22 protein-coding genes and 1 riboswitch are annotated in these 26,656 nt (G+C 40.9%); of the genes, 10 read left to right on the forward strand and 12 right to left on the reverse strand.

Features of this window, described 5'->3' with window-relative positions; translation table 11 throughout:
• Nucleotides 1–459 precede the first annotated feature (459 nt).
• Both BLT18_RS10910 and BLT18_RS10915 read left to right on the forward strand, forming a co-directional pair.
• A complete protein-coding gene (locus BLT18_RS10910; protein ID WP_091273878.1) occupies nt 460–1,125 on the forward strand; it encodes an RluA family pseudouridine synthase in 666 nt (221 codons plus the stop codon).
• 319 nt (nt 1,126–1,444) lie between these two features.
• The gene (locus BLT18_RS10915; protein ID WP_091273879.1) at nt 1,445–2,275 is read left to right on the forward strand and encodes a YitT family protein; all 831 of its coding nucleotides are present in this window, start codon (nt 1,445–1,447) and stop codon (nt 2,273–2,275) included.
• A gap of 225 nt (nt 2,276–2,500) precedes the next feature.
• Here the strand turns inward: BLT18_RS10915 and BLT18_RS10920 are convergent, their stop codons facing one another.
• Nucleotides 2,501–3,118, reverse strand: coding sequence for a GntR family transcriptional regulator (locus tag BLT18_RS10920; protein WP_091273880.1), 618 nt, complete (start codon nt 3,116–3,118; stop codon nt 2,501–2,503).
• Nucleotides 3,119–3,288: 170 nt separating this feature from the next.
• On the opposite strand from BLT18_RS10920, the gene garR reads away from it, so the two are divergent.
• Genes garR through BLT18_RS10935 form a run of 3 tightly spaced genes read left to right on the forward strand, consistent with a single transcriptional unit; the run spans nt 3,289 to nt 6,975 of the window.
• Complete coding sequence (garR, locus tag BLT18_RS10925) at nt 3,289–4,188, forward strand: 2-hydroxy-3-oxopropionate reductase (protein ID WP_091273882.1); 900 nt, start codon at nt 3,289–3,291, stop codon at nt 4,186–4,188.
• A complete protein-coding gene (locus BLT18_RS10930) occupies nt 4,185–5,606 on the forward strand; it encodes a four-carbon acid sugar kinase family protein (RefSeq protein ID WP_091273884.1) in 1,422 nt (473 codons plus the stop codon). The genes garR and BLT18_RS10930 overlap by 4 nt, the downstream gene beginning before the upstream one ends.
• Nucleotides 5,607–5,625: 19 nt before the next feature.
• On the forward strand, nt 5,626–6,975 hold the full coding sequence (locus tag BLT18_RS10935) for a GntP family permease (protein WP_091273886.1): 1,350 nt from the start codon (nt 5,626–5,628) through the stop codon (nt 6,973–6,975).
• 246 nt (nt 6,976–7,221) lie between these two features.
• Here BLT18_RS10935 and BLT18_RS10940 read toward each other — a convergent pair whose 3' ends face one another.
• The 4 genes from BLT18_RS10940 to BLT18_RS10955 form a co-directional block, all read right to left on the reverse strand.
• A complete protein-coding gene (locus BLT18_RS10940) occupies nt 7,222–8,796 on the reverse strand; it encodes a BCCT family transporter (protein WP_091274003.1) in 1,575 nt (524 codons plus the stop codon).
• 418 nt (nt 8,797–9,214) lie between these two features.
• On the reverse strand, nt 9,215–10,045 hold the full coding sequence (locus BLT18_RS10945; RefSeq protein ID WP_245705247.1) for a 5'-methylthioadenosine/adenosylhomocysteine nucleosidase: 831 nt from the start codon (nt 10,043–10,045) through the stop codon (nt 9,215–9,217).
• A gap of 129 nt (nt 10,046–10,174) precedes the next feature.
• On the reverse strand, nt 10,175–11,932 hold the full coding sequence (gene ade, locus BLT18_RS10950) for an adenine deaminase (protein ID WP_091273888.1): 1,758 nt from the start codon (nt 11,930–11,932) through the stop codon (nt 10,175–10,177).
• Between the two features lie 96 nt (nt 11,933–12,028).
• Nucleotides 12,029–12,130: riboswitch (purine riboswitch) on the reverse strand.
• 480 nt (nt 12,131–12,610) lie between these two features.
• A complete protein-coding gene (locus BLT18_RS10955) occupies nt 12,611–13,135 on the reverse strand; it encodes a ribonuclease H-like YkuK family protein (protein WP_091273889.1) in 525 nt (174 codons plus the stop codon).
• Nucleotides 13,136–13,367: 232 nt separating this feature from the next.
• Here BLT18_RS10955 and htpG point away from each other — a divergent pair, with 232 nt between their 5' ends.
• The gene (gene htpG / locus BLT18_RS10960) at nt 13,368–15,248 is read left to right on the forward strand and encodes a molecular chaperone HtpG (RefSeq protein ID WP_091273891.1); all 1,881 of its coding nucleotides are present in this window, start codon (nt 13,368–13,370) and stop codon (nt 15,246–15,248) included.
• A gap of 194 nt (nt 15,249–15,442) precedes the next feature.
• On the opposite strand, the gene betB is transcribed toward htpG, so the two are convergent.
• Genes betB through BLT18_RS10980 form a run of 4 tightly spaced genes read right to left on the reverse strand, consistent with a single transcriptional unit; the run spans nt 15,443 to nt 19,389 of the window.
• Nucleotides 15,443–16,912: a betaine-aldehyde dehydrogenase gene (betB, locus tag BLT18_RS10965; protein ID WP_091273893.1), complete on the reverse strand. Its 1,470-nt coding sequence runs from the start codon at nt 16,910–16,912 to the stop codon at nt 15,443–15,445.
• A 27-nt stretch (nt 16,913–16,939) separates the two neighbouring features.
• Nucleotides 16,940–17,935, reverse strand: a complete 996-nt coding sequence (locus BLT18_RS10970; RefSeq protein WP_091273895.1) for an NAD(P)/FAD-dependent oxidoreductase — start codon at nt 17,933–17,935, stop codon at nt 16,940–16,942.
• Between the two features lie 21 nt (nt 17,936–17,956).
• Nucleotides 17,957–18,316, reverse strand: a complete 360-nt coding sequence (locus BLT18_RS10975) for a Rieske (2Fe-2S) protein (protein WP_091273897.1) — start codon at nt 18,314–18,316, stop codon at nt 17,957–17,959.
• Nucleotides 18,317–18,318: 2 nt separating this feature from the next.
• Nucleotides 18,319–19,389, reverse strand: a complete 1,071-nt coding sequence (locus BLT18_RS10980) for an amidohydrolase family protein (protein WP_091273899.1) — start codon at nt 19,387–19,389, stop codon at nt 18,319–18,321.
• Between the two features lie 394 nt (nt 19,390–19,783).
• On the opposite strand from BLT18_RS10980, the gene BLT18_RS10985 reads away from it, so the two are divergent.
• Complete coding sequence (locus BLT18_RS10985; RefSeq protein WP_091273901.1) at nt 19,784–21,307, forward strand: BCCT family transporter; 1,524 nt, start codon at nt 19,784–19,786, stop codon at nt 21,305–21,307.
• Between the two features lie 290 nt (nt 21,308–21,597).
• Here BLT18_RS10985 and BLT18_RS10990 read toward each other — a convergent pair whose 3' ends face one another.
• On the reverse strand, nt 21,598–22,020 hold the full coding sequence (locus BLT18_RS10990) for a pyridoxamine 5'-phosphate oxidase family protein (RefSeq protein ID WP_091273903.1): 423 nt from the start codon (nt 22,018–22,020) through the stop codon (nt 21,598–21,600).
• 140 nt (nt 22,021–22,160) lie between these two features.
• Here BLT18_RS10990 and BLT18_RS18220 point away from each other — a divergent pair, with 140 nt between their 5' ends.
• Nucleotides 22,161–22,301, forward strand: coding sequence for a hypothetical protein (locus BLT18_RS18220; RefSeq protein ID WP_175487475.1), 141 nt, complete (start codon nt 22,161–22,163; stop codon nt 22,299–22,301).
• A gap of 55 nt (nt 22,302–22,356) precedes the next feature.
• On the opposite strand, the gene gdhA is transcribed toward BLT18_RS18220, so the two are convergent.
• Together gdhA and BLT18_RS18225 are read right to left on the reverse strand one after the other, a co-directional pair.
• On the reverse strand, nt 22,357–23,736 hold the full coding sequence (gene gdhA, locus BLT18_RS10995; RefSeq protein ID WP_245705248.1) for an NADP-specific glutamate dehydrogenase: 1,380 nt from the start codon (nt 23,734–23,736) through the stop codon (nt 22,357–22,359).
• 192 nt (nt 23,737–23,928) lie between these two features.
• Nucleotides 23,929–24,093 (reverse strand): hypothetical protein, encoded by a 165-nt coding sequence (locus tag BLT18_RS18225; protein ID WP_175487476.1) that lies wholly within the window; start codon nt 24,091–24,093, stop codon nt 23,929–23,931.
• 229 nt (nt 24,094–24,322) lie between these two features.
• Here BLT18_RS18225 and BLT18_RS11000 point away from each other — a divergent pair, with 229 nt between their 5' ends.
• Together BLT18_RS11000 and BLT18_RS11005 are read left to right on the forward strand one after the other, a co-directional pair.
• The gene (locus tag BLT18_RS11000) at nt 24,323–25,222 is read left to right on the forward strand and encodes a LysR family transcriptional regulator (RefSeq protein WP_091273906.1); all 900 of its coding nucleotides are present in this window, start codon (nt 24,323–24,325) and stop codon (nt 25,220–25,222) included.
• 243 nt (nt 25,223–25,465) lie between these two features.
• Nucleotides 25,466–26,635, forward strand: coding sequence for an acyl-CoA dehydrogenase family protein (locus BLT18_RS11005; protein WP_407639929.1), 1,170 nt, complete (start codon nt 25,466–25,468; stop codon nt 26,633–26,635).
• Nucleotides 26,636–26,656: the final 21 nt, after the last annotated feature.

The following is a 26,656-nucleotide window of genomic DNA, read 5'->3' on the forward strand; positions in this document are numbered from 1 at the left end:
CGATTATGAAGTAAATAAAAGCCTGATTTCTCCTTTAAATGTTGAGAAATTAGGCTTTTATTTAATTCCTCTTTAAATTTCAAATTCACCTAATGCTACCACTTAGAATAAAAAATTTATGATGAAAAATGATCGCTTGTAATACAATCCATCATTTTCTCCTGGTGACAGCTGCTCTGGAACTATCCAGAGATTCACTCCTTACGACAAATAATCTTGAAAATAATACGCCATTTATCACTAAAATTCACAGAATGCACTTATCAAATGCCAGGGAAAGTGTCTAAAACGTATCGTACTGATGGAAATAATACTTTTTACATTATATTGTGGTGATGGAGGAAGTTTGAAATAATGGATAAGAAGTATTAGAGTAGCTGTAGTTATGAAAGTGTCATCATGTAGAAGATGAGTTCTAAACTAAGAACTGAAGTATCAATCGAAGGAGTTTAAATAGCAATGATAGTTCCTATTCTTTATGAGGATAATCATTTACTTTTTGTCGAAAAGCCAGTGAATATACCAGTTCAAGAGGACCGTTCCAAAGATAAGGATTTACTCACTTTCTTGAAAGAAGATTTGAAAGTTCGTTATCAGAAACCGGGAAATGTTTATCTTGCACTGGTGCATCGTTTGGATCGTCCCGTCGGTGGAGCGATGGTGTTTGCAAAAACGTCAAAAGCAGCCTCTCGGTTATCTGATGCAATTCGAAGGAATGCTATTCAAAAGAATTATTTGGCTGTGGTACGAGGAAAACCACCGAAAAATCGTGATGTAATAGAAGATTACTTAATCAAGGACCGTCGGAAAAATAAAGTAAGTACTGCCCCTCCTCATCATAAAAACGCAAAAAAATCGGTATTGGAATATGAAATGATCGATAGCAGGAAAGATGTAAGTCTCCTCTCTATTCGGCTTCATACAGGAAGACCTCATCAAATACGTGTCCAGCTTGCTTCGCGCGGCTGCCCTCTTTACGGTGACCAAAAATATGGTAAAGACGTGAATCAGCCAGGCCAGCAAATCGCTTTATGGTCTCATACACTCGCTATAGAGCATCCGACAAAAAAAGAAGAAATAAAAATACATTCCAATCCGCCAAACGAATATCCATGGAACTTTTGACAGGGAAGGAAGTAAAGAAAAGACCTTAAAGTGGTACAGTTCACAGGTTCAGGGTCTTTTCTTTTTTTAACGGATTTCCAAAGGAAGCCCCCGCTTCAAACGCAGCGAAGCGGGGGGAGTTCACACAAGTGAGATGCTGCTATGTTCACCCAGGCCTTCATGCAGAAATTCCTATGGACAGCATGGTTCTAAGAGATGATAGGGTTGTGTTATTATGGGGAAAATAAGGAATCATCCTTATCGTAAAAGCGATGGATGATTTCTTTTTTTACGCTCTAATATCGTTTTTCTTAAACATGCATCAGAAAGGAGTAAGGTCATGAAAAACACTATCTATATCATTATCGGCACGCTGCTGTTTGCTATCGCTGTGACCCAGCTTGCGATGCCAAACTCTATTGCTGAAGGCGGCATTGTGGGCATAGCTTTACTTATTTACTACGGTATGGATATTTCACCCAGCATTTCCACTCCGATTATCTTTGTGCTGCTTTTGAGTATTGGTATACGCTACTTGCCGCGGCATATGGTGTATAAAACCATTTTTAACGTCGTGTTGTTTTCTGTATTTATTAGCATTTTTGAAGGGATGTATGCCCAGCCGATAGAAGATACGCTGCTTGCAGCGATTTTTGCCGGATTGATTACCGGAGTCGGCTTCGGATTTATTTATCAAGCGGGAAGTTCCGTTGGCGGGACGTCTATTGTAGCCCGTGTCTTTAACCAGCAGCTGGGCTGGGACTTAACCGGAACAACGCTTGTACTTGATGCAATCATCGTCATTGCCGGGATTTTCATTATCGGACCTGTGTACACGATGTATACACTAATTACATTGTACGTCGGCAAAGTTGTCACTGATTTTGTGCTTGGCGGCTTTGATTCAAAAAAGGCACTAAATGTCGTTTCACCGTACTCAGAAGAGATTTCCCAGCGGATTACAAGTGAACTTGCCTCTAGTGCGACTGTGTTTTACGGACGGGGAGAATACATGAAAGAGCGGCGTCGTGTTTTGTATATTGTGATTCATTCGCACCGTCTGCTGCGGCTGAAGCGGGTGATTAAAGAAGTGGACCCTGATGCGTTTATTGTGGTGCACAATGTCAAAGACGTTTCGGGCGGTTTTATCTCCGGTCCAACGCTAAAGTGACTGCTAAACGTTTACAAAATCTTTGTGATGGATGATTTTTATTTTGGGTTGGCTCGAATTACCTGCAGTAAAAAGCAATTATTGAAAGCAGAGGGAAGAAACGTGGAGAGATGCCTGACAAAGGGGATTTGACATGTCTTTTTGTTATATTTCCTCTATAAATGAAATGAAGAGAAAAAAACCAGTTGTTTCATGAGACGGTGATGGAAACAACTGGTTTTTTCTTTAGGTTACAATGTTTAAGGCAAATTCTAAATCTGCTTCTAGGTGCGCTTTCATTAAGTCGCCGGCTTTTTCAGGATTGTGATCAGCAATAGCCTGGCATATTTGTTCATGTTCTTCTACAAGAAATGGCCGTTTGTGGCTGACCACAGCTCGGCTGAACAAATAGATAATGGCTTGCATATGCTCTACGTTTTCAATCATGAGCGGGTTTCTGGATTCTTTCACGATAAGGTCATGAAACCTTTTATTTTGATAGATAATTTCTTCTGTGTCCGTGCTTGTTTTTGCTTGGTGCACACAGTCGCGCAGTTGTGAAATTTGCTCGTCAATCATGTAACGAGCTGCTTTTTTTGCCGAATAGCTTTCAATTAATATCCTCATTTCAAAGAGATAACGCATGTCCGTTTCAGTCGGCTTAAAAACTTTTTTGTTTTTAATTAAACCTTCTTGTTCCAGCCTCCGAATTGCTTCTCGCACCGGCGTCCGGCTTATCCCCATACTTTCAGCCAAATTCACTTCGGTTAGTTTAGTCCCGCCTTCGTACTCGCCATTTAGAATTTTGTCTCTGATTTGCGTATAAGCATGAAGCTGCGACGTCTTTTTTCCATTTTTGTTCATCCTCATTCTCCTGACTACCCGTGTATTTTTGTTTTTATTATACACAAAATTCACTGTCATCGTACAATCTATAAAATAATGTATGCAATTTGATATAAAAATGTATACAAAATCGCCATTTTGTATTAAAATATGAGTCAGAAAGCGTTAACAACTCAAGAAAAGGAGTTATGATTATGCAAATAGGTTTTATTGGTTTAGGTATTATGGGTAAGCCGATGGCATTAAATATTTTGCAAGCAGGCTATTCTTTGAAAGCGTTTGATATAAATGAAGCGGCAGCAAAAGCAGTCCAAGAGGCAGGAGCTGTGATGACTCATTCTAATGAAGAAACAGTAGAAGGCAGTGATGTCATTTTTACGATGCTGCCCACTGCCGCTATTATTGAAGATGTGTTGTTAAATCAACTTTTACCAGCAGTAAAAGAGGGAGCTATTGTTGTCGATATGAGTTCTGTTTCACCTGTTGATTCAAAGCGGTGGGCCGATGCATTAGCTGAAAAGCAAGTGGAATTTATCGATGCACCAGTCAGCGGAGGCGAACCAAAAGCAATTGACGGAACACTTTCTATCATGGCGGGTGGAAAGGAAGAAGCTTTTGAAAAAGTTCTTCCAGTATTAAAGACTGTAGGGGAAGATGTTGTTCGTGTAGGAGAAGCGGGAGCCGGTTCTACAACAAAGCTTGCTAATCAAATTCTTGTAAACGTTACAATGGCTGCGATGTCTGAAGCGGTGCTTCTTGCATCAAAAGCAGGCGTGGATATTGAAAAAATGTACGAGGCCATCCGTGGCGGGCTTGCTGGAAGCACTGTGCTGGATGCAAAAATACCGAAGATTCTTGAGCGTGATTTTGAAGCAGGCGGCCGTATCGATATTAATTTGAAAGATTTACGAAACGTATTATCGACTGGAAAAGAAATCGGTATGCCGCTGCCGTTAACTTCAGACGTAGCAGAAATGTTTGAGTCACTTGCTGCACATGGCAGACAAACCGATGACCACAGCGGTGTGCTGCAATACTATGAAACATTATCCAACTATCAAGTACCAAAAGGTGGGAAATCAGAATGACAAATGTAAAAGATTATATTCAGTCTTTGCCACAATACAACAAAGAAGAAGTGGATAAGCATTTTCAGGAACGATTCGACTCTTTTCGGCATAAGGTGATTGCTTTGGATGATGATCCGACTGGTGTACAAACCGTGCATAACATCCCGGTTTTTACAGATTGGTCGGAAGACACTATCGAGCAGGCTTTTGATGACCCAAGGCAGTTAGTGTTTATTTTGACAAATTCACGCTCTTTTTCAGAAGCAGAGACAAAACAAGTTCACCAAGATATAGCTGAGAGAATAGCTCGTATATCGCAAAAAAAGGACATGCCTTTTCTGCTTATCAGCCGTGGAGACTCTACGCTGCGCGGACATTATCCACTAGAGACCGAAGTATTGAAAGACACGTTAGAACAAAATCTAGATGAGGCAATAGACGGCGAAATTATCATGCCATTTTTCCGCCAAGGCGGCCGGCTGACGGTTCAAGATGTGCACTATATTCAGCAGGGAGATACGTTTACACCAGTAGGTGAATCGGAGTTTGCAAAAGATCGTATGTTTGGATTTCAAAGCAGCAGTTTGCCTGCTTATATTGAAGAAAAAACAAATGGTAGTTTTCCGAAAGAACAAGTAGAATGCGTAACATTAGAGGAATTACGAAACCTTGATATCGATGCCATTGAAGAAAAACTCCTTGGTTTAACAAACTTTCAGAAGCTAGTGGTGAACGCAATAGAAGATGAAGATATTCGAGTCTTTTGTATCGCTTTATATGGTGCATTGGCGAAAGGAAAGAACTTTTTATATCGGACAGCTGCTACATTCACGAAAGAAGTAGCTGATATTTCGGCCAAGCCGTATTTAAAAGCGGATACATTGTACCAAAAGTCAACAGAGCATGGCGGATTGATTGTAGTGGGGTCACACGTACAAAAGTCAACTGATCAACTGCACGTACTGCAGGAAAACAAACACATTCATTTTATCGAATTTAACTGTTTGACAGCCCAAGACAAAGAAGCATTTCAGCAAGAAAAAGAACGTGTGCAGCAAGAATTGGATCAACATATTGCAGATGGAACGACGGTATGTGTGTACACGTCTAGAGAACGTCTTGATTTAGGAGACGACCGCCGTGAGGAAGAATTAAAATTATCGGTGGACATTTCTAAAGCAGTAACAGAGTTTGTCAAGAAAAGTAAGTATGAGCCGAAATTTGTCATCGCAAAAGGCGGTATTACGTCAAGTGATGTTGGTACAAATGGCCTTGGTGTAACCAAAGCAGAAGTGCTAGGACAAATAGCTCCTGGTATTCCTGTATGGAAAACAGGAGAAGACAGCCGGTTTACTGGCATTCCATATATTATTTTTCCAGGCAACGTCGGCAGTGAAGATACATTAAAAGAAGTGGTTGAGATTTTAGACAACTAATTATAAGGAGGTTATTACAATGATGGAAGGGAATTTGCTCATATTTATTTTTATATTGTCTCTTGCAGCACTCTTTTTTCTCATTCTAAAGCTAAAAATAGATCCCTTTATTTCTCTGATTGTTGTGGCGTTTCTCACAGCGCTTGTCATCGGGTTTGCACCATCTGAAATACCAGTACTCATCACCGAAGGGTTTGGCAGTACACTCGTAGGTGTTGGGATATTAATCGGGCTTGGTGTGATTTTTGGTCAGCTTCTTGGTGCATCAGGAGCGATAGAAAAAATAGCCGAAGCTGTCTTGAAAGTATTTGGGATTAAGCGGTCCCCGGCTGGTTTATCCATCACAGGGGTCGCTGTCTCCATCCCCGTCTTTTTTGATGCCGCCTTCGTTATTTTGAGCGGGCTCGTAAAAAGTTTAACGAAGAAAACAGGTATTTCAATTGTGTCATTTGTAACCGCTTTAGGAGTAGGGTTGATTGTAGCGCATAGTATGATTGCTCCGACTCCCGGGCCAATGATTGTAGCGGAAAATACGGGAGCCGACCTTGGTTTGTTTATTGTTTACGGTTTGATTTGTGCGATTCCAGCGACACTTGTTGGCGGTTATATTTACGGGATGGCGATTGGAAAGAAAATTAAGCCTTCGATAGAAGACATTGAAGCACAGCTTCCTGAAAAACTAGATAAACCGAAAAAGGAAATTTCTACTGGATTATCATTTTTCTTGTTAGCGCTGCCAATTGCTTTAATTTTACTCAATACGATTAGCGGTTTATGGATTGCAGAAGGGTCGACAGCAGCGAGTATTCTTGGGTTTATTGGGGATAAAAACGTTGCGCTCCTCATAAGTGTACTCACCGCAATTGTTGTACTTCGGCCGTATATCAGCACACCTTATTCTCAACTGTATTCTGAAGCCATCAGTTCAGGCGGTATGATTATTCTTGTAACAGGTGCAGGTGGTGCATTTGGTGCTGTTATTAACGAAAGTGGAATTGGCGACTATCTTGTGGAGACGATGCAAAGCTGGAGTATTCCGGTTGTATTGTTAGTATTTATCTTCTCGCAAATTTTACGTGCGTCGTTAGGTTCTGCAACGGTAGCTCTTGTTACAACATCTACAATTATGGGACCGATGGCTGCTGACCTTGGTATTTCTCCAGTGCTTATGGGACTTGCGATTTGTGCCGGTGCGATTGGTCTTTCTCTTCCAAATGACTCTGGATTCTGGGTTGTTAACAAATTTGGAAGGCTGACCATCCCGCAAACCATTCAAGCATGGACGATTGGTGGTTTCATAGCTGGTTTAACTGCTCTTGCCATGGTATTAGTGCTCAGCCTCTTTAGCGGCATCCTCCCAGGTTTGTAATATGATAAGACAAGCGCAAGCGCCTTGAAAGAGGAACGTTCGGCTGTGGTGAAAGAACTTCTGTCAGGTGCTTGCGTTAAACCATGAAAAAGCCAAACTTTTATCCTTTCCTGCCTGATAAAAAAAACGAACCCGAACATCGTCTGATGTCACCCGGGTTCGTTTTTTTAGATTTTAAAAAGTGCAGCGCTGCGAAACGAACAAAATCTCACAAACTCGGCGGCGAGCCGAGTTTGTGAGAAGTTTTTAGTTATTAGCATGGTGATCTTCAATTTGTTTACGGATACGCTCTTCTTCTTGGCGTTTGCGAGTAGCTTTGTAATCGCGGCGTATCGTTTTTAATAAAGAAACAGCTGCAACGAAAAGAACAATGGAGAAAGGCAAGGCTCCTATTAATGACGCCGTTTGCAAACCGTCTAAGCCCGCGCTTATCATTAGTACAACTGCCAGTGATGCAATCAATGTTCCCCAGATGATTTTGACAATCAATGAAGGATTCGTATCTCCTTTAGACGTCATCATGCCTAACACGAACGTTGCGGAGTCAGCAGATGTTACCAGAAATGTAAACAGCAAGCCAATAGACAAAATCGATAAAATCGTTCCTAACGGAATATTTTCAAGCATGGAAAAGAGAGCGGTCGTCGTATCTTCCGCTACTGCACCAGCGATATTTGTTCCTTGGAAAAGGTCTAGGTGTACCGCTGTTCCGCCAAAAATGCCGATCCATATAATCCCGATAAATGGAGGCGATACCATGACCCCCAGGACAAATTCCCGCACCGTCCGGCCTCGAGAAATTCGCGCGACAAACATCCCGACAAACGGAGACCATGCAATCGTCCACGCCCAGTAATAAATCGGCCAGTCTTGGACCCAAGTTGTTTGCGTATAGTGATCCATCCGCAAACTTGCTTGGAAAAAGTTTTGCAAGTAGTCTCCGATTCCCATTGTAATAGTTTCTAATAGAAAGCCGGTAGGCCCGATAATAAGCACGGCAATCATAAGTATTAGTGCAAGCCCGAGGTTGATGTTACTTAAATATTTAATCCCGCGGTCAAGCCCGGATAACGTAGACACCATAAAGAAAAGAAACATGGCAATAACAATGAGTATTTGTGTACCTGTACCAGATGAGAAATCAAAAACAAAACCAAGACCGCCGCTGATTTGCAAAACGCTTAAACCGAGTGTTGTTGCAACCCCCATGACAGTCGCAATGACTGCGATGATGTCAACAGCGTTTCGCAGTGGTTTTTTCCCCGTATCACCGATGACATAGTTCATCGTGTCACTCATTAAACTGCGCTCTTCTTGTCGGTAAATAAAATAAGAGATGGCTAAACCGACAAAAGTAAAGGATGCCCATTGGTGAATACCGTTGTTAAAAAACGCACTCCACATCGCTTCACGAGCTGCTTCGGCTGTACCTGCTTGAATGTCTCCTTCAAACGGTGGAGGAGATCCAAAGTGGGTCATTGGTTCTGCCACACCCCAAAAGACAATGCTGACCCCAAAACCACAGCTGAACAGCATAGCCAGCCAGGTGAATAAAGAATACTTGGGCTTTGTGTTATCACCGCCAAGCCGGATACTTCCGTACTTGCTGAATGCTAGATAAAAGTTGAAAACAATAAGTGCTAACACAAATACAAGGTAAAACCACCCAAACGTGCTGGCAATAGATCCATAAATCGTATTTGCTTGTGTCGCAAGCGCTTCTGGAGCCAGTGCTCCCCATAAGGCGAACACAAAAATGATAATAAACGAAATCCAAAAAACGCTGTTCATAAATTTCAGCTTTTTTTTCTTATTTTCCATCATGTACCGTCTCCCTTAACCCGAAAGATAAATTCTGGCGTTTTAACTATTAGTATGTATACCCAGAATAAAGAAAATGAATGTTAAGATTTGTCTTAAATGAAAATTTTTATGTAATGGATTGTAGCATATAAATAAAAGAAAGGAAAAGGTAATGATAAAAGATGAGAGGTAGATAAGTGCTGTATTATTGTTTGTGTTTTGAATCAAAAATATCTATCATATTTTAATAAAGAGCGTTGATACACCCAGCACTTTCCGTGAACTGTGCTTTCGGGCTGCTTTGCAAGATCGTCATGCAGGTGTTTATGTGTGTCAACGATTTTACATTCCCCCTATATAAGTGAAAATAATCATGAAGCCAAGGCGTAAAAAAGCTGCCAAAAGGGGGTTCACCCCTTTTGGCAGCTTTTTGCATTTAGTTCAAATTTTCTAGAATGTTTTCAATAACATGGCTGGAGTTTTGAGCAGCTTCTTCGACGAAATTTTCTTGAATGTCTGCTGCTTCTTCTCCGGCATCATCAGAGGCGGAACGGATGACAACGTATGGAATGTCATTTAAATAAGCGATTTGTCCAACAGCTGCGCCTTCCATTTCAACAACATAAGCATCAAAGGTGTCACGAATCCATTGTGATTTTTCTTCACTATGGATAAATTGATCACCGGTGGCTACGTTTTCTGTAAAAACATCAACATAATCAGGAAGGCCAGTGGTACCTTCTTCAGCAAGAGAAATCAATTCCTCATCTGCTTTAAAATATAAGACATCCATATCAGGGATTTGTCCTGGCTCGTAGCCTTTCGCTGTTTCATCCATATCGTGATGAACCGTTTGGGTAGAAATAACAATATCTCCAAGTCCTACATCAGGATGGATGCTGCCGGCAACGCCGGAATTAATTAATGTATCGACATTAAATTCACTGATAAGTGCTTGTGCTGCAACAGATGCATTTACTTTACCAATGCCAGATTGTACCAAAACAATGTTCTGATCTTTTAACGTCCCTTCGTAAAACGTCAAACCAGCAATATCATGCTCTTTCTCAATATCCATATTAGAGCGCAGTATATCAATTTCTACTTCCATTGGACCAATGATGCCTACTTTGCTTTCATCAGCAGCTTCTGCCTCGGTGTCTGTTTCTTCCCCAACGACTTGTTCCGGATCTTGGCTGCAGCCCGCCATGAAAAGAACAGCTGCAACAATGAGTAACCCCTGTTTCCAAAAAAATGAAATGTTCACTTTTTATCCCCCTTCAATGATGTAGTTCATCAAAATTTGCTTATTGCAAATTTAAATGCGAACATTTTTGATTTTTATTAATATAATGTCCGTTTTTAATTTTACATTAATCGCATGAAAATGCAACCTTCATTCGTTAATTTTTAGTGGATCAATAGAAATGTGGCTGAATGAGGATACATCAAACAATCCAGTATCGGTTAATTTGAGCGCTGGGATCACAGGAAGCGTTAAAAATGACAAAGTAAGGATAGGATCAAACGCATTAGAACAACCGATCACGGTGAGAGCATCATTCACCTCCCGAAGGTGCTTTCCAACCACTGCGCTGTCCGTTTCACTGGACATCAGCCCTGCTAACGGCAATGGAAGAGCAGCCAGCGTTTTTCCGCCTTGAACAACAGCTAATCCACCTTGCATGCCGCCTAGTACACGAACGGCTGTAATCATATCGTAATCATTCGTTCCGGCAGTCACTACATTGTGGGAGTCATGGGCAATGGTAGAGGCAATCGCACCATGTTGAATACCGAATCCCTTGACGATGCCAAGGCCAATATTGCCAGTGCCGGTGTGCCTTTCTAATACCGCTATCTTGAGTTGATCGCGCTCTATAGAAGGCGAAAAAGTTTGGTTTTGTACAGTGACGGTTTCAGTCACTTTGTTGGTAATTAAACGATTCGGATTTACTTCAATAATATGAGCGCGCTCTCCTGATAGTGGAATCGATAAATCTTGTTCTGTTAATGCTGGCACATGAACCGTTTGAGTTAGAGAAGACGGCGGCGTGACAGCTGCCAGCGGTTTCCCTGCATAGGTGCCGTTTTCTGCCTGCAGCTCGCCGGAGATATAGACCGCACGAATAGATACTTGTTCAAGATTATCCAGCAGCAAAAAATCAGCTTCATAACCTGGTGCAATCGCTCCTTTTGTTTTCAAGCCGTAGCACTCAGCTGCATTCAGTGAAGCCATTTGAACAGCTGTTAAAGGAGAGAGTCCATGTTCGATGGAAAGCCGTACATGGTGATCAATACTTCCATTTTCCTGCAAGTCATCTAAATGCTTGTCATCCGTACAGAACAAAAAACGACGGGCATTATGATCGTTTACTAATGGAAGAATGGAAGTGAGGTCTTTTGCTGCGGATCCTTCTCGCATCATGACGTACATGCCGAGGCGTAAGCGTTCACGTGCTTCATGAACAGTGCTGCATTCATGGTCCGTTTTAATGCCAGCGCTGCCGTATACATTCAGTGCATCATAGGATAGACCAGCAGCATGTCCATCAATATAATCACTGTTTGCTTGAGCCATCGTTAATTTATTCATCATAGATTCTTCCGTGTGTAAAACGGAAGGGTAATCCATAACTTCAGCAAGCCCATGAACCTGAGGATTATTAAAAAAAGGCTCTAAATCTTCAGCGTGTAAGGCAGCACCGTTGTGTTCAAATGGGGTTGCTGGCACACAGGAAGGCAGCATAAGGCGGATATCAAGTGGTGTATTTTTTGCGTCATCCAGCATAAACTGAATACCGCTTGTTCCTGCAACATTGGCAATTTCATGCGGGTCTGTAATAATGGTTGTAACACCGTGAGGGAGTACTGTTTGTGCAAAGACGGATGGAGCCACCATCGACGATTCAATGTGTACATGACCATCAATAAAAGAAGGGCAAAGGTAGCGGTTGTTGGCATCAATTCGTTTTGTACCATCGTATTTGCCTATGCCGGCAATGTATCCATCAGCTATGGCAACATCTTCGCCTTCTATGATGTCGTGATTAAAAACATCGATGATTCGGGCATTTTTGATAACGACGTCTGCTTGGACTCGTCCCGAAGCAACATCGATTCGTTTTTTTAATATCTCTTTTTGTGTTGGCATGTTCTCTCTCTCCTCCTTGTTCGTTATAAAAAAAACTCCAGGCCGGCCTGGAGTTTGACATACGAAGAGAGAAAGACTTGCTATATATGATATACGTGTGGTGTCTTTCTCTCTCGTAGTCAAACTATTTACGGTAGTTTGGTAGAAACTTATGGACCATATTTCCAAGATTATACGAGAGGGTTTTGTTTGAACTTGTATAAAAGATGTTTTTATATTTTAAATATAACGTAAAACATGTGTCAATAAGCAGTTTTGGAATTTGTCGAATTAAAACTAATTGTGTCTATATAATGGTATATAAAAATAAAAGTGATAAAAACGGAAAATAAAGTATATATTTAAGAGGTGCTTACAAAATCAGTAATATTTAATCATGTTTTGTGACAGCAGTACATAAGGAATAGAAGTGTTATCAGGAAGGAAGAAGGCAATGAATAATGCAGAGTTGAACCATTTATTAGAAGAGGTTTGCATACCGGTGTCTTCATGTGAAAGGATTGTTATTTGATACGCTGTTGATTACGTATAAGGGTGCAAACGATGCTCCGGCTTGACGAAAATAGAGAAGGCACCGGCAAAAATAAATTTTTTCCACGGCGTCGTACGGCCTCATGGCTATGCTGAGTACTATGCGGGGTGGATTCCTTATAATTAATAGGCGCGCATGTTTGGGGGTTATTTTGTATAGCGGTTTGCATACGAGGAAGCAACGAACGAATCAGGTTTCACACGTGCTTTCATTCCATGCACTTTTAAGCGTGCCATCATTTCTTCGACATATACGCGTGTTTTATTGCGTTTTCCTTTTCCAACATCTAAATGTCCTTCCATTGTGAATGAACTTCCTTCATCTATATAAGGTAAAATAAGGTTGTACAATCTTTCTTGCTTTTCTGGTGTAAACAGCTGGGCCACTTCTTCTGTTAACCACGTTTCCATGGATACTTTCTCGTGGAGATGTTCAAATCTTCTTTTTACATCATGTTTTTTCAAGCAGGCCCACACCCCGTGGCCTTCCCGCCGAATCACAATACCTGTCACAAAACGTGTTGATTTGCGGTGAACTTGTGAATCGGTGCCTATCATTAACCGGTATTGTGCCTGTGGATTTTGTTTGATAAAGGATTCAATACGTTCAAACACCTCGGTAAATGACATGTTTTTCTTTGATAAATTATGAAACCTCAAATTTGCGTTCATACATTTGTCCCCCTTTTATATAGATATAGAAAAAGATGTGAAACAGACCATGATTTTTATACTTGTACCAATATATGCATAGCCGGTTATTAGAGAAACGGCTTGTTTACAGGGATTGGGAAGATATTGACATGAGAAAAGTGATATGTAAAATAGAAGTAGAGAAATTAGCACTTGCTTGCATGGAGTGCTAAAAACGATAAAAGCAAAAGAAGGAAGGGGCTGTACCGTCATGGCAACAAAGCAGTTTCAAGCAGAGTCGAAGCGTTTGCTCGAAATGATGATTAATTCGATATATTCTCAAAAAGAAATTTTTCTTCGGGAATTAATTTCCAATGCGAGTGATGCAATTGATAAGATGTATTATAAAGCACTCACGGACGATTCCATCACATTTAATCAAGAGGACTACTACATAAAAGTGCACGCAGATAAGGACGATCGAACACTCACTATAGAAGATACGGGAATTGGAATGACGGAAGAGGAGTTAGAAAATAACCTTGGAGTCATTGCGAAAAGCGGTTCTCTGGCGTTTAAAAATGAAAATGAAATCAAAGATGGCCATGATATTATTGGCCAATTCGGGGTTGGGTTTTACTCGGCATTCATGGTAGCGGATATTGTGACGGTATACACCAAGTCTGCAGACAGCACGCAGGCATATAAATGGCAGTCAAATGGTGCGGACGGATATACGATTGAACCGGCTGAAAAAGCAGCAGCTGGTACGGAAGTCATTATTAAACTTCGCGAAAACACAGAAGATGAGAATTATGATGAGTTTTTGGAAGAACATCGGTTAAAGTCCATTGTCAAAAAGTATTCGGATTATATTCGTTACCCAATTAAAATGGATGTGACTGTACAAAAGCCAAAAGATGAAGAGGAAAAAGAGTTTGAAGACGTTCAAGAAGAACAAACTATCAACAGCATGGTTCCTATCTGGAGAAAGAACAAAAGCGAGCTGGAAACAGAAGATTATGAAGCGTTTTACGCAGAAAAGCATTACGGTTTTGACAAGCCATTAACTCATGTTCATTTAAGCGTAGACGGAGCGGTTCGCTATCAAGCGATTCTGTTTATCCCGGAAAACACGCCATTTGATTATTATACGAGAGAATATGAAAAGGGGCTGGAGCTTTACTCCAATGGCGTACTGATTATGGAAAAATGTGCAGACCTTCTGCCGGATTATTTCAGCTTCGTCAAAGGAATTGTTGACTCTGAAGATTTATCTCTGAATATTTCCAGAGAAATGCTGCAGCATGACCGGCAACTGAAAATGATCGCCAAAAACATTAAAAATAAAATTAAAAGCCAGTTGAAAACACTGTTAAAAGAGGACCGGGAAAAATACGAAACGTTTTTCAAGGCATTTGGCCGCCAGTTAAAATTCGGGGTGCAGATGGATTTTGGGAGCCATAAAGACGATTTGAAAGACTTGTTGCTATTCTACTCTTCAAAAGAAAAGAAACTGGTCACTTTATCAGAATATGTGTCGAGAATGCCGGAAGAGCAGCAGTATATTTACTATGCAACTGGTGAATCGTACGACCGTATTGAAAAGCTTCCACAAACAGAAATGGTGCTGGACAAAGGATATGAAATTTTATATCTTAATGAAGACATTGATGAATTTGCGATAAAGACATTAATGAGCTATGATGACAAGCCGTTTAAATCTGTTGCAAGCGGTGATTTAGGCATTGAATCTGATGAGGACCAAGAAAAGGAGAAAGAAGAACAGCAAGACAACAAAGAGTTGTTTGAAGAAATTAAAAACCTCTTATCGGATAAAGTGAAGGACGTACGTGCTTCGAAACGTTTAAAAACCCATCCGGTTTGCTTAGCAGCAGACGGAGAAGTTTCGATAGAAATGGAAAAAGTATTACAGCAAATGCCGGATAACCAGAGCATTAAAGCAGATAAAATTTTAGAAATTAACGTTAACCACGATATTTACGAGTCTCTAAAAAACGCGTATAACAGTGACAAGGACAAACTAAAGCTTTACACGAATCTTTTATACAATCAGGCACTTCTTATTGAAGGACTGCCTGTTGAAGACCCGGTAGCATTCACAAATGATATGTGTAAAGTGATGGCGTAAAAAGGCAGAAGAGACTATCTTTTAATAGGAAGAAAGCCAACTGTGACTGGGGAAAAGTCGCAGTTGGCTTCTTTTGTTTGCAGGCAGACATGATAGAAAGGCTGACAGGTGCTGTCGACGGATGCGGCGACCTTAGCTGGCTGCTTTTAGACTGTTTGTGAAAATGAATCAATATGGTGGGTTTATTTATTCCTTTAAAACCAGTTAATAGGCTCAGGTGCGGTGTTTTCAAACACATGTTTGACTTCCGTATATTCTTCAAGTCCTTGTTTACCCAGCTCTCTTCCAATACCAGAGGATTTGTAACCTCCCCATGGTGCTTGGGCAAAGTATGGGTGAAAGTCATTGATCCATACTGTTCCCATTCGCAGTTTACCCGATACTCGTTCAGCTTTTCTAATATCTGTCGTCCATACTGCTCCAGCGAGGCCATATTTGGAATCGTTCGCCAGATGAACTGCCTCTTCTTCCGTGTTGAAGCGCTCAATGGTTAATAATGGACCAAATGTTTCTTCCTGTACAATCCGCATGGATGTATCACAGTCTGCAAAAATGGTCGGTTCAAAGAAGAACCCGTCCTGCAGTTCATCTGCTTCTGGACGTTTGCCGCCGATAAGGAGATTCGCTCCTTCTTCGAGACCAATTTCTACATAGTTTTCTACTTTTTCACGGTGTTCTTTTGAGATAAGGGGACCGGATTGGGTAGACTCATCAAATCCGTTACCAAGTTTAATTTTTTTCGTTCGCTCCACCAATGCCTGAACAAAAGCATCATGAATCGTGTCTTGTACGATTAAGCGCGCTCCTGCAGAACATACTTGTCCGGCATGGAAAAATACAGCATTTAATGCCTGGTCTACGGCTGTATCAAAGTCAGCGTCACCAAATACAACATTCGGATTTTTGCCGCCCAGCTCAAGCGCGATCTTTTTAAAGTTTCCTGCGGCGGCTGTCATAATTTTGCGTCCTGTTTCGACACCGCCTGTGAAAGAAATAAGGTCAACCGCATGGCTTTCTGCTAAGAGCTGTCCAGTTTTTGGACCAGCGCCCAAAATTAAGTTAACTACTCCGGCAGGGATGCCTGCTTCTTCCATCAGTTCGGTTACTTTAATAGTAGTTAATGGGGTGATTTCACTCGGTTTTACAATGATCGTATTTCCAGCAGCCAAAGCTGGGGCTATTTTCCATGCTGCCTGTAAAAGCGGATAATTCCACGGCGTGATTTGTCCGCAGACGCCGACAGGCTCTCGCACGACTTTGCTGTTGGAAGCTGGAATAGGCGATTCAATAACTTCTCCGCCGTCTTTATCAGCCAGGCCACCGTAATAGCGGAAGACTTCCGCGATGTCGGACATGTCTTCAAGGCTTTCGGTAAGAGTCTTACCTGTGTCGAGCGTTTCAAGTTCCGCTAACTCCTGTTTGTCACGTTCAATTAATTCTGCGATTTTTAAAACGAATTTCCCGCGCTCGGCCGCTGGAGTGTGCGGCCATGTTCCTTCATCGAAGGCTTTTCTAGCTGCCTCGATTGCAGACTGCGTATCCGTCTCATCGCCTTCTGGTACTTCTGCAACTGTTTCTTGGTTAAATGGATTAATAATGGTACGCGTTTGGCCGCTGGCTGCAGCAACCCATTCTCCGTTTATAAACATTGTTTTTGGGCTCATGATATCCCTCTTTCCTTTGCAAAAAATTTAACTAAAAACGCTGGTGCTGTGAGGAGGCTGAACTTTGGTGTTAGGGTCGATATAATGTTTCGCCTGGCTGATTGCAGTTGGAGCTTCCCCGAATCCCGTGGCGATAAGCTTTACTTTTCCTTCGTAAGTGGCAATGTCACCAGCAGCGTAAATTCCTGGAATACTCGTTTCCATCTTCTGGTTTACCAAAATCGAATTCTTTTCAAGTTCAAGCCCCCATTCTTTAATTGCACCAAGGCTCGAGAGAAAGCCGTGGTTAACAATGAGGGAATCTACCTCTAAATTTTCGGACGCTTCACCTTTGTTTTCTTTTAATACAATGGATTGAATAAAGTCATTTTCCCCAACTAATTCATCAATGACCACTGGCGTTTTCACGTTAACCGTTGAGTCTTTCAATTGATTAACACTGTGTTCATGAGCTCTAAATTTATCTCTGCGGTGAACAAGGGTTACTTCATCCGCAATTCCTTCAAGCATAAGCGCCCAGTCTACCGCAGAATCTCCTCCGCCTGATACGCAAACGCGCTGGCCTTTAAACGATTGCAGATCGGTAATGGAGTAGAACAGGTTATTTCCTTCGAACCTTTGCGCTGTTTCATCTTTAAGGCGCCGAGGTTGGAAAGCTCCTGCTCCGCCTGTAATTAAAATAGTCTTAGCATAGTGAACAGCTTTTGTCGTTGTTACTTTGAAAAGCTGTTCTTCAAGTTTTTCAACATATTGAACGTTTTCTTCCAAGCATATTTCAGGATCAAATTGCTTTGCTTGTTCTTCGAGGTTATCTACCAAGTCTTTTGCTAATACTTTAGGGAAGCCGGCCACATCATAAATATATTTTTCAGGATAAAGAGCTGCCAGCTGTCCGCCGACCTGCGGCAGGCTGTCAATCAGTTTCACTGACATTTGGCGCATGCCGCCGTAAAAAGCAGCAAATAACCCGGTCGGGCCTCCTCCGACAATAATAGTGTCAACAACATTATCAGAATGGTTCACTACTCATCACCTTCTTGTCCTTTACTTGTATACAATAACGTCTTCGTTTTCTACTCGTACTTTAAAGCTGGCGAGCTTTTTGTTTGGATTAGCCAGCATTCTTCCTTCGTTTTTCATATCGAATTCTCTTCCGTGCCAAGGACAGCGGAGGATTTCGTCTTGGTGGCAGTAATGATAATCGCCAGGATTGCTCTCGTCTGTCGTTGCTCCGCAAAGAAGCCCTTTGCCAAGAGGAGCCCCTTGGTGGATACATTGATTCATAAAAGCATAAAAGTTATCATTTTGTGTTCGGCAGATGACAATATTCTGTTTGCCAAAATACGCTTCCCGTATTTCCCCAGGCTGTAACTCAGATGTCTTACAAACAACTTGTTCCTGCATGGTTATTCCTCCCTTTTATCAGGCAATTTTGGGTAAAACGCTCTTGCATTTTCAGAAAATATCTTCTCTTTAAGCTCAGGTTCCATATTAGGAAGAGCCCGGTAAGGAGAGTCATAGTCCCAATGAGGATAATCCGTTGAGAAACAGAGCATTTCATCCGTGCCCATTTGATCGATGAGTGACATAAATTCCTTTTTCGTCAATTCTTCAGCAGGCTGGGTCGTAATTCGTACGTGCTCTTTCATGATTTCACTTGGTTTTCGTGTAAGCCACGGCACTTCATGACGCAAGTCCCGAAACTGCTGATCCATCTTCCACATCAAATGAGGAATGTGGGTAAAACCGCCTTCTATCATCATCAGTCCGAGTTTGGGAAACTTCTCAAACACCCCGTTATAGATCATATTGGCGATTATTTTCATATGAGCAGTAGAGATTAATGTATGCCACTCAATAAAATATCTCGGCCATTTGCCATAATAGACAGGCGGCTCATTGTGATGCATGCCAATCATTAAATTGTGTTTCTCAGCTGCTTCAAAAATCGGGTGATAGTACGGATCTCCCCACATAATGTCATCAATCGGGAGTAAAATTTGCACCATTTTCGGATGAGATCCTACGCGTTCAATCTCTTTTACGGCTTCCTCACGATCCTGTGCTGCAATATGAACGGATCCATATAAACGTTCGTCTTTTTCGAGCCAATGCTCAATTTGCCAGTCATTATAAGCTGTTGCAAGGGCAGCTGCCATTTCGTACCAGCCGTGCATAGACGAAGGGGAAGGATCTAGGGCGCCAGTTAAAATGCCAAACTCATGACCGACATCATCTAACAGCTGTTCTTGCATAAATGCTAAGTCCGACCCGGCAGGGCGGCCGTCTGGGAGAATAGCGTCTGCACGGTCTACACCTGCTGTCGCCGGCTGCGTGTACGGCATGTGTTTTTCTTGAATCCAATGACAATTTTTCATGTAGTGTTTGAACGGCTCATCCAGATACTCAAGGATATCTTTATATTGAACTCTTTCGTGAATATCTGTATCTATTAGCGGAATTTGTTTCTTAGCCAATGAAAAATCCTCCTTCTCGTTTGTTCGCGACTAGTTAAAATCCTAACAAGATGTAAAAATAGCGCCAAATCCACTGAGAACGATTGAATATAAATTAGATTACTCAGTGAAGCTCAGTGAAACTCAGTGAAGCTCAGTGATAGATTTATAAAAAATGAATAAAAAAAATTTTATAAGATTTATATAGAGGATGAACGAACAGAAGGAGAAGGTTGGTGTGCCAAGGGATCAGTCTGTATGAAGCAAACGAGTTATCTGTTTTATGAGGTAATTTTTCTATCAGAAAAGTTTGCAATTCATTATTATCATATGTAAGATAAGAAACTGTTGCAAAAATCCATCTGTTAATCACTGCTGCTTCTAAAGAAAAATCATTTAGACGAGAGGTGAGGATATGAAAAACGCAACGGTCGTTTTTTGGTACAGTATAGTTATTTGTGGATTAGTTGTGTTGTGGGGAGGAGTAGCTCCGCAGCATCTTGAGAATGTTACGACGAACGTAACTGGTTTTATATCAACTCGGTTTGGCTGGTATTATTTATTAATCATCACCCTAATGCTCGGGTTTTGTGTTTACTTAATATTTTCACGGTTTAGTAAAATAAAATTAGGGGCAGATGGTGATAAACCAGAGTTTAGTCTTCCGACTTGGTTTGCGATGTTATTTAGTGCTGGAATGGGGATAGGGTTAATTTTTTGGACAACCGCCGAACCAATTTCTCATGCATTTATAAGCAGTCCTAATGCAGAAGAAGGCACGTCACAGGCTGTTAAAGAATCTCTCGAGTTTTCATTTTTCCACTGGGGGGTCCATGCATGGGCCGTATATGCTCTTGTCGCGCTGGCACTAGCTTATTTTAAATTCCATAAGGGATACCCAGGTTTGGTTAGTTCAACGCTCATTCCTTTATTTGGTGAAAAACGGATGAACGGGGGCGCTGGAAAATTAATAGACATCTTGGCTGTTTGTGCAACAGTTGTAGGTGTCGCTGCGACGCTTGGTTTTGGTTCAGCCCAAATCAATGAAGGACTGGCCTTTTTATTCAATACCCCTAGTAATTATGGATTTCAATTGCTCATTCTCATTATTGCTACGGTTTTATTTATCATTTCCGCTTGGTCAGGTCTCAGCAGAGGAATTAAGTATTTGAGTAATGTTAATATGATTCTAGGATTCGTACTAATGATTCTGCTGCTGGCTGTAGGGCCTACATTGTTAATTTTAAATATGTTTACAAATTCGGTAGGCGGCTACATTACAAACTTTTTCGAGATGAGTTTTCGAATGGAACCGTTAAACGAAGATAACAGAACGTGGATTGACAATTGGACCATTTTTTATTGGGCATGGTGGATTTCCTGGTCGCCGTTTGTCGGTATTTTTATTGCACGAATTTCAAGAGGACGTACTGTTAAAGAATTTATGCTCGGCGTCTTATTTGTTCCAGCTGTCGTGTGTTTTATCTTTTTTGCCGTATTTGGTGTATCGGCACTGGATGTTCAGCAGCAGGGACTTGCGAATTTGACACAATACTCGATGGAAACGACAACCTTTGCTATGCTTGAACATTATCCACTTGGTGTGATGTTGTCATTAATCACTATCGTTGTTATTGCTATATTCTTTATAACTTCTGCTGACTCAGCGACGTTTGTGTTAGGGATGCTGTCTACTTCAGGTTCATTAAACCCATCAAAAGCAGTGAAGATTATTTGGGGACTTTCTTTATCAGCGATGGCTGCTATTATCGTTTATTTTGGTGGAACAAGCGGTCTGCAAAATATGCTTATTGTTGCAGCATTTCCATTCTCGGTCGTCGTATTATTAATGGGCTATTCGTTTTATAAAGCGGCAAATCAGGAAATTGCAGCTGTGAAGAAGAAAAAAAGAAAACGAGAAGCCAAAAAAGCCAGCTAAATAGAGAAGAACGCCTCGTACTAGAATATTTGCAGATTTAGTACGAGGCGTTTTTTGCATTGATAAGAAAGAACAGAGTGTTGGTTCCATAAAACTTGTTGAAGGTTATCATCCTTTTTTCCTTCTGTCTGGAAATGAAGCGGATGTCGCTGGCTTGTTTCTCCGCTGCTGTTATAAAAAAAACAGTAACACAGGTCATGGCTGTAATCTGCGTTACGAAACTTGACATGTTTTGGTTATATTAACAATATCGTGTTAATACTTCCGAGGAATTTGTCTTTTGTTGTGTGTTAAAAATCGAGCTCTTGGGGAGAATCACCTTTGCGGTTCATGAGGCGGATGCTGTCTGGTTTAATTTCAAGCACAACATAATCAGGATCATTCGGTCCATCGAGCCAACGATTCATTGAATCATGCCATATTTTTTCTTTTAAGTAATCGTCCTCTCGAATAGCTGCTTTTCCAATAACCTCTACGTATGCGTCTCCAAAACCTTCACCATCATAGCCCAGGAGTACATGAACATGTGGATTTTCTTCAATGTCTTCGGCTTTAGGAGTTTCTTTATTCGTTGGTGTATAAAGAATGAAATTGTCATTAAAAAAAGTCATATAGCGTGAGCGCGGTTGATTTTGTTCAACCGTTGCTAATACACCGATTTTATGATTATCAAGCAAATCAATCACTTTTTCCTTAACATCAGGCTGATTCATATTGCACTCCTCCATTCTGTAGATAAACATAGCCTATTGGTAAGTATGCCCGCTTACAGCTAATAATAATAAGTGAATAACTGAAGAAAAGACCGGGCAAACTAAGAAATCCATGGGAATAAAAAGGAGGAGAGGCAAAGGTGGCAAAAAATAAAAAAAATAAAAATCACCAGTTCAAAGAGAATAAACATCATGGGGAACATCGCAACGGGCGGTTGAGCCAGTTTAAAAACCACAGTGTCCATGGCGGTGACGTACCAAACGAATATATAAATAAATAATGACAAATAAGCGGTGTGCATAATTTATGCACACCGCTCGTATATATACGTTTATTTAGACACCTTGTTCTACCATTGCGTCAGCAACTTTGAGAAAGCCGGCAATATTGGCTCCCAACACTAAATTGTCAGGTTCACCGTATTCTTCTGCAGCTTTGACACTGTTGCGGTAAATGGTTGTCATAATGTCTTTTAATTTTGCATCTACTTCAGCAAATGTCCAGGATAAACGCATGCTGTTTTGAGACATTTCAAGCGCCGATACAGCAACACCGCCAGCATTTACCGCTTTAGCAGGACCAAATAATACACCTTTGTCTTGGAAAATAGAAATGGCTTCTAGTGTACAAGGCATATTAGCACCTTCTCCAACTGCTTTCACGTCATTAGCCACTAGAATTTTGGCAGCATTTGCATCAATTTCATTTTGTGTTGCACAAGGCAAGGCAATATCACATGGAATCATCCAAATGTCTGTACAATTTTCATGATATTCAGCGTCTGGATGTTCTTCTACGTATTCTGAGATGCGTTTTCTTTCGACTTCTTTTAAACGACGAACCGTATCAATATCGATTCCGTTTTTGTCATAAATATAGCCATTTGAATCACTACATGCAACGACAGTTGCGCCTAATTCAGAAGCTTTTTCTATAGCGTAAATAGAGACGTTGCCGGACCCGGAAACCACAACAGTGCTTCCGTTAAACGTAAGGTTTTTGTCTTTTAGCATTTCCTCGACAAAATAAACCGTACCATAGCCTGTTGCCTCTTTTCGCGTGAGACTGCCGCCATAGTCAAGACCTTTTCCGGTTAACACGCCAGCTTCAAATCCTTTTTGCATTTTTTTGTACTGGCCGAACATATAACCTATTTCCCTTGGGCCAACACCAATATCGCCTGCTGGAACATCAATATCTGGGCCGATGTGCTTGGCGAGTTCAGTCATAAAGCTTTGTGTAAACCGCATAACTTCACCGTCGGATTTTCCTTTTGGATCAAAGTCAGATCCGCCTTTTCCACCGCCAATAGGAAGACCGGTAAGTGAGTTTTTGAAAATTTGTTCAAATCCTAAAAATTTGATAATGCTGGCATTTACAGATGGATGAAAACGCAATCCACCTTTGTATGGACCAATTGCACTATTAAATTGCACGCGAAAACCACGATTTACTTGTACTTTTCCTTCATCATCAACCCAAGGTACTTGAAACGAAATAACACGTTCTGGTTCTGCCATTCTTTCAAGAATACCGTGTTCCATGTATTTTGGGTTTTTGGCAAATACTGGAACTAATGAATCAAAAATTTCTTTTACTGCCTGGTGAAATTCCGTTTCATTGGGATTGCGTTGTTTAATCGTTTCAAACACTTGACTTATGTAGTTTTCAGCTGCTTGTGTATCTGTCTTTGTTTGGTTCACTACCATTGCCATCGTTTCTCCTATCCCTCCACAACGTTACTCATCTGTCTCTCACAGACTCAAATCAATTTATAAAATTATTAAAAAATTTGTTATGGAATATTCTATAATTCATTGCGGAAAAGAAACAATATAAATAATAGATGAATTTTATGCATTTTTGAGATGAGTCTAAAAAGAGGAACGGAGGGAAGGGGGGAGAAACTATTTAACTTTAGCTGAATAGTAGGCAGATGAGAATGCGCGGAAACGATATTTTTTATTGATTTCCTGTATGCGTTTTTGTCTGTTTTTTTCTGCAATATCAGGGTCTACATATTCTTCGCGCAACACTTGTTTTTGCCAGGAGTTCCAGTTTTTTTTAGACATAATGACCACCTTATTTGAATCTTTCTAATATTCTTGATATTACTGTGAGAGAGTAAATAACGTTTTGGATTTATTTAAGAATAACTTTAAAACTATTTAAGAGTAACGATGGCACGTTGTGTATTAATTGATTTACGTGTATTTTATTATGTAGCCAATCATCTAATCAATATGGATTACAGATAATATCAATAGCACAATGAGATGATTAAAAGGAGAGAAAAGAACGTTGGAATTGAGGCAGTTGAAATACTTTATGGAAGTAGCGAAACGAGAACATATGACAGAAGCAGCAGATAATTTGCATGTTGCTCAATCGGCTGTCAGCCGGCAAATTTATAATTTAGAAGCGGAGCTTGGAGTTGATTTATTTGTAAGACAAGGGCGGAGGGTTCGCCTGACGCCCATTGGAAGAATGTTTTTGGAAAGTTCACAGCAAGCGCTGAAAATGCTGGAAAGTGCTAAGCGTGAAGTGAAAGAACATTTGGACCCTACTAGAGGTACAATACGTATTACCTATCCAATTAGTATGGCAGCTTACACGCTGCCGACGGCAATATCATCGTTTCGGGAAGAATATCCGGATGCCAGATTTCAATTGAAACAAAATATTTATTTTGATGTAATCGATGAAGTTGCAAATGGAGAATTTAATATAGGATTGCTAGCTCCTGTTCCAGAAGATGACAAGAATATAAAAGGGTATACGCTGTTTACTGAAAATGTGATTGCACTGCTGCCGCAAAATCATAAGTATGCAAATAAAAAGAGTTTAAGGTTAACAGATCTAGCAGATGAACCTTTTATTGTACTGCCTGAAGGGGCATATTTTCGTGAACTTGTGATTGATGAATGCAAAAAACAAGGATTTACTCCAGAAATTGCTTTTGAAGGTGATGATGTTGATGCATTAAAAGGTTTAGTGTCTGCCGGGCTAGGCGTGGCTTTAATACCAGAAGTAACGCTAGTAGATACAACCCCTCGTTTTACAGTGAAAAAAATGATTGAAAATCCAGAAGTAACACGTACGATAGGGGTTATTACTCCTCAGGAGAGGCAGCTGCTTCCAACAGAACGTTTATTTTTTGAGTTTTTACAGTCGTTCTTTTCCAATATGGGAGGATATTAACTGTTTGTCGTGCTAATAAAATTATATATATATAATTTCTGTTGGTATATAAGAAAAATTTATGCACGTGCTGCTGTCATAATAGAACGTTGTCATGAATACATTGTTTGGGAACGCCTTCTCTGTTTTTGCTTTGCCGAGACGGACTAGCTGTTTTATGAACATGAAGTCTGCTAATAAATGGTATTGATTTTCTAATGAGCAGGAGGGACTTCCTTGGACTTTCGTTATTCTGATGAACAAATGATGGTTCGAAAAATGCTGAGGCAGTTTGTGGACAAAGAAATCATTCCACATATGAAAGAATGGGATGAAAAAGGCCATTTTGAAGCCTCTATTTTCACACGTTTGAAAGAGTTAGGCATGATGGGAATATGCATTCCTGAACAATACGGTGGAAGCGGCATGGATTATAATACGCTTGCGATTGCTTGTGAAGAATTAGAGCGAGGGGATACTGCTTACCGAACAGCAATATCCGTGCACACAGGCTTAAACAGCATGACACTCCTGCAGTGGGGCAGTGAGGAGCAGAAGCAGCGTTTTCTCATTCCGCAGGCAAAAGGTGAAAAAATCGGCGCTTTTGGCTTGACCGAGCCGAATGCTGGGTCAGATGTAGCGGCTATTCAAACGACAGCAGAAAAACAGGGTGACTTTTATGTTTTAAATGGAGCGAAAACGTGGATATCGCTTTGTGATTATGCGGATCATTTTCTTATCTTTGCCCACACTGATAAAGCAAAAAAGCACCGCGGCATCTCCGCATTTGTTGTAGAGCGGGACCGTGCTGGGTTTTCTTCAAAAGCCTTAAAAGGAAAGCTCGGAATAAGAGGCGGTAATACTGGAGAGATCTTTCTTGATGGAGTGAAAATCCCAAAAGAAAATCGCATCGGTAACGAAGGTGAAGGATTTAAAATTGCTATGTCCGCACTTGACAATGGCCGTTTTACCGTAGCTGCCGGGGCGTGTGGATTAATTATGGCTTGTTTAGAAGCAAGCGTGAACTATTGTCGTGAACGCAAAACATTTGGAAAAGAAATCGGAAAGCATCAGCTTGTCCAGCAAATGATTGCCAAAATGGAAGCGGGATTAGAGATGAGTCGTTTGCTTGTATATAAAGCGGGGGAGCTAAAAAATACCGGCAAACGAAACACAAAAGAAACGTCACTGGCGAAATGGCAGGCTTGTGATTTTGCTAATGAAGCTGCAAACGACGCTGTCCAAATCCATGGGGCGTATGGTTATTCCAATGAATATCCAGTGGAACGCTATTTACGAAATTCCAAAGCTCCGGTCATTTATGAGGGAACTCGTGAAATTCATACAATTATGCAGGCACGGTATGTGCTCGGATATAATCAAGACAAACCATTACGCAAAACGCTTCCAGCTTGGCCGTTTACAGATAAATGATTACAAACTGCTTTCAGGAGG

Origin of the sequence: Alteribacillus persepolensis (genome assembly GCF_900099605.1) — a bacterium.
Lineage (GTDB): Bacteria > Bacillota > Bacilli > Bacillales > Marinococcaceae > Alteribacillus > Alteribacillus persepolensis.